Here is a 7142-nt window from a genome sequence, read left to right as displayed (position 1 = left end):
GGATCGTTTCGACGAACAGGATGCCGATCACAAGGCAACGGTCTTCCCGGCGGGCGTCCCCGTGGTTTCAGTCGAAGCCGGGGTCACCTTCGGCTGGTCGAAGTACGCCGATGTAACAGTCGGCATCGACCGTTTCGGTGCGAGCGCACCCGGCAGCCTTGTCCTGAACAAGCTCGGCATCAACGTCGACCACGTCGTTGTCCGCGCCACTGATCTGGTCAACGGAACCACGAGCGAGCACCCGAGGAGCAACGCATGAGCAATCGCATCGAGCAGCTGTATAGCGAGCAAGGCCAGAGCGCCTGGCTCGACAACCTGAAGCGCGACTACATCACATCGGGCAAGCTCGTCGAGGTCCGCGAGAGCGGCGTTCGCGGGCTCACCTCGAACCCATCGATCTTTCAGAAAGCCATCCAGGGCTCTGCTGACTACGACAAGCAATTCAACGAGATCGCGGCAGACACCGGCGACATCGTTGACGACTACTGGTCGCTCGTCATCCGCGACATCCATGGCGCGTGCGACGTGTTCTCGAAGATGTACGACCACTCGAACGGAGTCGACGGCTATGTCAGCGTTGAAGTCGCCCCGAGCCTGGCTCACGACGAGTCTGGCACGGAAACAGCTGCACGCCATCTGCACGAACGGATCAATCGCCGCAACCTGATGGTCAAGATCCCCGGCACCGCCGAAGGTCTCGGGCCCATTCAGCAGATGATCTCCGAGGGTCGATCCATCAATGTCACGTTGATCTTCAGCATCCCCCGCTACGCCGATGTGATGGAGGCCTACATCACCGGGCTCGAGCAGTTCGCTACCGACCCAGGCGCCGATCTGTCACAGGTTGCCAGTGTTGCCAGCTTCTTCATCAGCCGAGTCGACGTCGAAGTCGATAAACGCCTCAACGCAAACGGTTCCGACGAAGCCCTCGCGTTGCGCGGCAAGGCTGCCGTCGCCCAGGGCAAGCTCGCCTACAAGCTCTTCACCGAAACCTTTTCTGGTCCTCGCTGGGAAGCGCTCGTGGCACGCGGCGCCCGAGTCCAACGTCCGCTGTGGGCATCGACCTCGACCAAGAACCCGGACTACCCCGACACGTTGTATGTCGACGAACTCATCGGGCCCGACACGGTCAACACGCTGCCCGACGCCACCCTCGAAGCCTTCGCCGATCACGGCACCGTCGCTCGCCGCATTGACGCCGACGTCGACAAAGCCGAAGCCGTGTGGGCTGCACTCCCGGGCGTCGGCGTCGATATGGATGAAGTCGCCGACCAGCTTGAGCGCGAGGGCGTCGCCAGCTTCATCACGGCATTCGACGAGTTGATCGAAGCACTCGAAGCAAAGGCTGCCGAACTCCGCAGCTGAGGTCGTTCGCTTCCGCGGGAACTGACAATCAGGCCTCGACGGTGAGCGCAATGCGGTGGTAGCCCTGTGCGCCATTGGGTGCGACCGCCGCCGGCGTTTCGGGCTGGGGGACACCGTCGCCGTCGAGTGCTCGTGCCTCGACAGCGTAACGGCCGGGCGCCAAGTCGCCGGTGCGATGCACCCACTGGACCCAGGTGTCGTTCGAGGGCACTCCGGCGATTTCGGCATCGAGCCATTCGCCTTCGTCAAAGCGCACCTGCACTTGCGAGATGCCACGGTGTACAGCCCAGGCCACGCCGCCGATGGCGACTGCGCCGCCGCCGTCTGACTTTTTGACCTTGCGCCCGGTGTCGATGCGAGCCATTGTCTTGACGGGCCCTTCCTTCGACCAGCCACGCGGAATCCAGTACCCATCGAACTCGTCCCATCGGGTGAGACGGATCTCGGTGACCCATTTGGTTGCCGACACGTAGCCAAACAGCCCGGGCACGACGATGCGGACCGGGAAGCCGTGCTGCGCCGGGAGTGCCTCACCGTTCATCGCAATGGCGAGCATTGCGTCACGGCCGTCCATGATTGTTTCGAGTGGGCTGCCGCACGTCCAGCCATCAATCGAGCGACTGACAACCTGCTCGGCGCCGTCTTGTACCCCGGCCTCTTCGAGAATGTCTTTGAGCCGGACACCCCGCCAGAGAGCGTTGCCGACGAGGTCGCCACCGACCGGGTTCGATACGCACGAGAGCGTGATGTAACGCTCGATCTGCTCGCGAGCCAACAAGTCATCGAAGGTCAGCTCGATCGGATTGTCGACCATGCCATCGATCCGGAGCTTCCAACTGTCGACCTGCACCTGAGGCACCACGAGCGCCGTGTCGATGCGGTAGAAGTTGTTATTCGGTACGACGAATGACTCGATGCCGTCCACACCGAGTTCGAACTCGCTCGGCGACAGGTTCGGGACCGTCGACATGTCGCCGCTGCGCTGCAGTGTTTCCGTCACCGCGAGTTGGTCTACGGCGACTGCGAAGCGGCGCTGCAGCGCCCTGCCGACACCGCCAGTGATGGCGGCGGCCGAACCAATGGTGACTGCGCCGCCGATGAACTGGCGGCGATCGACGCCCATGATCACCTTGCGCCCGTCTTCTTCTGACACTTCGGGTTTCGGGCCGAGCCACCACAGCACAGCAAGAGACACAGCGGTGCCGACAATCGTCGGCAATATCTTTCCGAGGGTCGGGTCAGGGCGAATCAGGACCGCCCACGCTCCGACGACGCCGACAGCACTGGTCAGCGCGAATGCGCTGGCTCGTTCGCCGCGGAACATGAGGATGCCGATCACAGCACCGAGGCCGAGCACGACAATCAGTGCCCCAGCAACCAGCACCACCTTGTCGTTCGTCCCGAACTGTTCGATCGCCCAGTCCTTCAACCACTTCGGCGTTCGGTCGATGAACTCCTGGCCGATCGGAACGACGGGTGACGCCGAACCGCGCACGAGCCCAACGATCAGTTCGGCTGCAGCAAGGCCCACGGCGGTGGCGAGCAAGCCGAGCACAGCACCGAGCTTTTTGGAGCCGTAGAGTCCATTTTGCATGACATCAGGTGTATCGGAATCCGAGGCCGCTCGCGCAGCAGAAATCGTCGCAGAACTCGGAGTTTCCGGATCTGTTCGACTCGCGACAGAGTTGGTTTCTGAGGCGTTGGGGCTCATCACTGATGAGCCTGACACTCTTGACCTCAAAATCGCTACCGCTGCCCTTGCAGAAATGCGCGATGCATACGCAATGTTCCGGCCATATCGGGACAAGTTGAAGGTTTCGATCTTCGGTTCGGCCCGGACGAAGCACGACGACCCGCTCTACGCTCAGGCCCGGGATCTGGCATCTGCGCTCGCCGACGAGGGGTGGATGACCGTCACTGGCGCCGGCCCCGGCATCATGCAAGCCGGCATGGAGGGTGCCGGTGTCGAGAACTCGATCGGCGTCTCGATCCGACTGCCGTTTGAGAGTGGTGCCAACTCAATCATCGCTGCCGACGACAAGCACGTGTCGATGAAATACTTCTTCACGCGCAAGCTGATGTTGATCAAGGAATCCCAAGCTTTTGTCTGCCTGCCCGGTGGCGTTGGCACCCTCGACGAGACCTTCGAATTGCTCACGCTCACCCAGACAGGCAAGGGCGTTCCGGTGCCGATCGTGTTGCTTGACGCACCGGGCGACCCGTACTGGGATTCGGTCGATGAACTCATGGCCCAACTCGTCCGGCGGGGGCTCGTTTCACCCGGCGACCGATCGCTCTACACAATCACCGATTCCTACCATGAGGCCTGCCGAATCGTGACCGAGTTCTATGCCAACTATGACTCGATCCGGTTCTTCGGCGACGACCTCATCATGCGGATGCGCCGGGCCCCAAACAATGCCCAGCTCGCTGAGCTGAATACCGAGTTCAGTCACCTTGTTGAGTCAGGCGAGATCGTTCGAGCCGAGCCCCACCGCGCCGAGGAGCGCGATAACGACAAGCTCAACCTCGAGCGGATCTCGTTCAGATTCACCAAGCGCGGCTACGGCGACCTGATCAAACTCATCGGCGTGTTGAACAGCTATGTCCTCTAACCAGTCAGTCGTCGTAGACCGTACTGCCGGCAAGTTGGCGCAAAATGCCGACGGCTTTTTCGATGGATCGGCGAGCTTGCATCAATTTTTTGTCGTCGGCCGGTCGCTCGACCTCGCCGTCAGCGACAGCTTCGCGGAGTTGGTCGAACGCGATCTCGTCGATGTCAGCAGCGACCGTTTCCAGGCGGCTGGCAAGAGCGTCGTAGTCATCCATCAACTCTCACCCATCAACTCTCACCCGTCAAAGACGGAGCGCTGTTGCCACGATGTCGGCGGGATGCATCACCGTGAGGCCCGTGCTGCTGAGGACGCCGGTGAGATGCATCGAACAGCCCGGGTTGGCGCTCGCGACCAACCGCGCGTCGGATCGCTCCGTCGCCCGATTGATCGAGGCGACCTTCCGCTCGCGGATCTGGCCAGCCAGTTCAGGTTGCAGGGCCGAGTACGCACCGCCGGCGCCGCAGCAGAGTCCATCGTCGTCGAGTTCGACGACATCAGCGACGTGACCCAGCAACGTTCGTACCGGATCGACCACTCGCTGCACATGGCGAAGGTGGCAAGGATCTTGGACGATCACTTGCTGCCGCTCGCCTGTTGCAACCGGAAGTCGGTCGACACGCTCGGCCAGATACTCGTTCAGGTCGAGGACCCTGGCGCTGAACGACTTGGCGTCTGGTGTGCCAAGTAGGTGTCCGTAGTCCTTCATCGCGGCACCGCAACCTGCAGAGTTGACAACGACGGGTGCGTCGCCGGGCATCGACGCCATCGTGGCGGTTGCGAGGCGCTTGGTCTCGTCGGTCAACCCGGCATGGACGTGCAGGGCGCCGCAGCATCCGCCGCCAGCGCCAGGGACGGCGTATGTCGCACCGGTCGCCGCAATCAGCTTGGCAGTGTTGACGTGCGTCGAGCGTTGCCAAGCGTCCATCACACATCCCGTGAATAACCAGACGTCATCGCCGGTGGACGTGATCGCCGACGGACGTCGGATCGCCAGACCGCCCAGGCCCAAGCGCTTCGGCACCAGACGCATTCGTTGTGCAATCGCGAGCACCGAGGATCCCGCCAACAGGAGGCGATGCTTGTCGAGGAACCAGAAGCCGAAGCGTTGCCAGCGTGGTGTGATCAACCGCGCTGCGGCCAATGCTGATCGCGTGTCTTCCATCAGCGAACCGAATTGCACGCCGCTCGGGCATGCCGGTTCGCAACCGCGACACTGCACGCAGGTCTCCATAAAATCGATGAATGTCTCGTCGATCGGGAGCTCACCAGACTCAACCGCCCGCATCGCGTCGATGCGTCCGCGAGGCGAGTACGCCTCCTCTCCCGTCACCCTGAATGTCGGGCAATGCGGCAGGCACAAGCCACACGAGACACAGGTCGACAGCTTGTCCGGATCGATGTCGAGCACTCCAGCACCGTAGCAAGCCCCGCTGCACCGCGCTCCCCCGTTTGCGTGATGCTTTTGGCTGCGATGCGCACCAATTCCATCACGCAAACATAGGCAGTTGCTGCGTCCCGGCCCTACGGTGCTCTGCAATGCCAGAAGGACATACCATCCACAAGATCGCCAAGGATCACGGCGCACTCCTCAACGGTCGGCCAATCGTGGTGACGAGCCCCCAGGGCCGATTCTCCGCTGACGCTGAGCGGGTCGACGGTGCGGTGCTCAAGAAGATCGAGCCGCACGGCAAGCATCTGTTTTACCATTGGGACACTGGCGACATCGGCCACGTCCACCTCGGCCTGTTCGGCAAATTTAGGATCCACACGGGCGACGACCGGCCGGAACCTCGAGGAGCCGTTCGCATGCGCCTCGTCGCTGAGACTGCGACGATCGACCTCGCCGGGCCGACGGCCTGCTCGATCGACGACCCGTCAGTGCGCAAGGAAATTCTCGGTCGTCTTGGCCCTGACCCAATCAAACTGCGCCAGAACAAGCAAATAATGTTCGACAAGATCCACAAGTCGAAGCGCGGCATCGGCGACCTTCTGATGGACCAATCAGTTGTCGCGGGCGTCGGCAACGTGTACCGAGCCGAGGCCCTGTTTGTCTGTGGCATCCACCCGCTTCGCAGCGGCACGAGCCTCGACATCGCTGAACTCGAAGCGCTGTGGTCGACAATCACCGCGATGCTTCGCCAAGGTGTCAAAGATGGTCGGATCGTCACCGTCGAGCGATCAGAACTCGACATCCCGAAGGGTAAACGCATCAAACGAGGCGAAGCCACCTACGCCTACAAGCGCGACCACTGCCTCCGGTGCGGTACCGAGATCCAACATCTCAACATCCAAAACCGCACCAGCTATCACTGCCCCACCTGCCAGCCCGGCTGACGGGCCGCCTACGTTGAGAGACATGCCGATCCCTCGCCTGACGTGGAGTACCGAGCCGTCGATGCCCGACCAGATCGCCGGTGCTCTCGACGAGGCGGGCTGCTGCGTCATCGAACAGGCTGCTGACGTCGACCTGATGCAAGCAATCCACGGCGAACTCGCAACGTTCGACGCTGTCGGTTCGGTTGGCGCGAGCGCATTTGAGGGATACACCACTCGTCGCACTGGGGCACCGCTTCCCCGCTCGGCATCGTTCCGTTCGATTGCAATGCACCCCGCCGTGATGGCCGCCGGTGACCACATACTCGAGAGTGCGACCAGCTGGAGATTTTCGGCAGCCGAGTACATCCAAATCGGCCCTGGCGAGACGGCCCAACGGCTCCATCGAGATCAGTAGAAGTACGACCAGGTCGACTTTCCAAACAACGTCGAGCTGAACAGCATGTGGGCAGTCACCGACTTCACCGAGGCAAACGGCGCCACACGGGTCGTCCCGGGCAGCCACCGCGGCAGCAACTCGGAGCGGTTCGCTCACACTGACACCGAGCCGGCGGAGATGCCAGCCGGCTCACTTCTGTTGTACACCGGCAGGCTGTATCACAGGGGCGGAGCAAACACGACCGACCAGTGGCGATGCGGTTTGTCGCTCCAGCATGTGGTCCGACTGATCAGACGACACCTCGGCCTCTACAGAATGTCGAACCAGACGCCCTCTTGAGCCGTCCCCATGTAGTTGATGAAGATCTCAGAGCCCTCGGCGATGTCGGCCAGCGCCGTGATCACCAGCTCGTCTGGTGTCTCTAACGTTTCGGCGTTCGGGGAATAGCG

At 62.1% G+C, this 7142-nt stretch carries 9 protein-coding genes; 6 read left to right on the top strand and 3 right to left on the bottom strand.

The genetic code is table 11. The features are described 5' to 3' along the window. Together ACH2EI_RS17305 and tal are read left to right on the top strand one after the other, a co-directional pair. The coding region (locus tag ACH2EI_RS17305) for a transketolase-like TK C-terminal-containing protein (protein WP_395160964.1) at nucleotides 1–259 on the top strand (259 nt) is incomplete at its 5' end. Continuing rightward, on the top strand, nucleotides 256–1365 hold the full coding sequence (gene tal / locus ACH2EI_RS17300) for a transaldolase (protein WP_395160962.1): 1110 nt from the start codon (nucleotides 256–258) through the stop codon (nucleotides 1363–1365). The genes ACH2EI_RS17305 and tal, both read left to right, overlap by 4 nt. Nucleotides 1366–1393: 28 nt before the next feature. Here tal and ACH2EI_RS17295 read toward each other — a convergent pair whose 3' ends face one another. Beyond that, nucleotides 1394–2959, bottom strand: a complete 1566-nt coding sequence (locus tag ACH2EI_RS17295; protein WP_395160960.1) for a molybdopterin-dependent oxidoreductase — start codon at nucleotides 2957–2959, stop codon at nucleotides 1394–1396. On the opposite strand from ACH2EI_RS17295, the gene ACH2EI_RS17290 reads away from it, so the two are divergent. Beyond that, complete coding sequence (locus ACH2EI_RS17290; RefSeq protein WP_395154348.1) at nucleotides 2958–3980, top strand: TIGR00730 family Rossman fold protein; 1023 nt, start codon at nucleotides 2958–2960, stop codon at nucleotides 3978–3980. The genes ACH2EI_RS17295 and ACH2EI_RS17290 overlap by 2 nt on opposite strands. 4 nt (nucleotides 3981–3984) lie before the next feature. Here the strand turns inward: ACH2EI_RS17290 and ACH2EI_RS17285 are convergent, their stop codons facing one another. Together ACH2EI_RS17285 and ACH2EI_RS17280 are read right to left on the bottom strand one after the other, a co-directional pair. Further along, complete coding sequence (locus tag ACH2EI_RS17285) at nucleotides 3985–4194, bottom strand: hypothetical protein (protein WP_395154349.1); 210 nt, start codon at nucleotides 4192–4194, stop codon at nucleotides 3985–3987. Nucleotides 4195–4221: 27 nt separating this feature from the next. Beyond that, entirely contained in the window at nucleotides 4222–5388 is a 1167-nt protein-coding gene (locus ACH2EI_RS17280) for a (Fe-S)-binding protein (RefSeq protein ID WP_395154350.1), read from the bottom strand. Between the two features lie 128 nt (nucleotides 5389–5516). On the opposite strand from ACH2EI_RS17280, the gene ACH2EI_RS17275 reads away from it, so the two are divergent. From ACH2EI_RS17275 to ACH2EI_RS17265, 3 genes are read left to right on the top strand one after another with little or no spacing between them, the layout of a single operon-like run. After that, the gene (locus ACH2EI_RS17275) at nucleotides 5517–6314 is read left to right on the top strand and encodes an Fpg/Nei family DNA glycosylase (protein WP_395154351.1); all 798 of its coding nucleotides are present in this window, start codon (nucleotides 5517–5519) and stop codon (nucleotides 6312–6314) included. A gap of 22 nt (nucleotides 6315–6336) precedes the next feature. After that, the gene (locus tag ACH2EI_RS17270; protein ID WP_395160958.1) at nucleotides 6337–6711 is read left to right on the top strand and encodes a hypothetical protein; all 375 of its coding nucleotides are present in this window, start codon (nucleotides 6337–6339) and stop codon (nucleotides 6709–6711) included. Nucleotides 6712–6756: 45 nt separating this feature from the next. Next, nucleotides 6757–7032: a phytanoyl-CoA dioxygenase family protein gene (locus ACH2EI_RS17265; RefSeq protein WP_395160956.1), complete on the top strand. Its 276-nt coding sequence runs from the start codon at nucleotides 6757–6759 to the stop codon at nucleotides 7030–7032. Nucleotides 7033–7142 lie beyond the last annotated feature (110 nt).

The sequence above is a fragment of the Ilumatobacter sp. genome, from assembly GCF_041688325.1.
Classification (GTDB): domain Bacteria; phylum Actinomycetota; class Acidimicrobiia; order Acidimicrobiales; family Ilumatobacteraceae; genus Ilumatobacter_A.
This window is presented reverse-complemented; position numbering and strand designations above follow the sequence as displayed.

Bases quoted from the DNA above. Each gene is read 5' to 3' on its own strand.
- tal (WP_395160962.1), top strand. From the start codon at position 256: ATGAGCAATCGCATCGAGCAGCTGTATAGCGAGCAAGGCCAGAGCGCC.
- ACH2EI_RS17290 (WP_395154348.1), top strand. From the start codon at position 2,958: ATGACATCAGGTGTATCGGAATCCGAGGCCGCTCGCGCAGCAGAAATC.
- ACH2EI_RS17295 (WP_395160960.1), bottom strand. From the start codon at position 2,959: ATGCAAAATGGACTCTACGGCTCCAAAAAGCTCGGTGCTGTGCTCGGC.
- ACH2EI_RS17285 (WP_395154349.1), bottom strand. From the start codon at position 4,194: ATGGATGACTACGACGCTCTTGCCAGCCGCCTGGAAACGGTCGCTGCT.
- ACH2EI_RS17275 (WP_395154351.1), top strand. From the start codon at position 5,517: ATGCCAGAAGGACATACCATCCACAAGATCGCCAAGGATCACGGCGCA.
- ACH2EI_RS17270 (WP_395160958.1), top strand. From the start codon at position 6,337: ATGCCGATCCCTCGCCTGACGTGGAGTACCGAGCCGTCGATGCCCGAC.
- ACH2EI_RS17265 (WP_395160956.1), top strand. From the start codon at position 6,757: ATGTGGGCAGTCACCGACTTCACCGAGGCAAACGGCGCCACACGGGTC.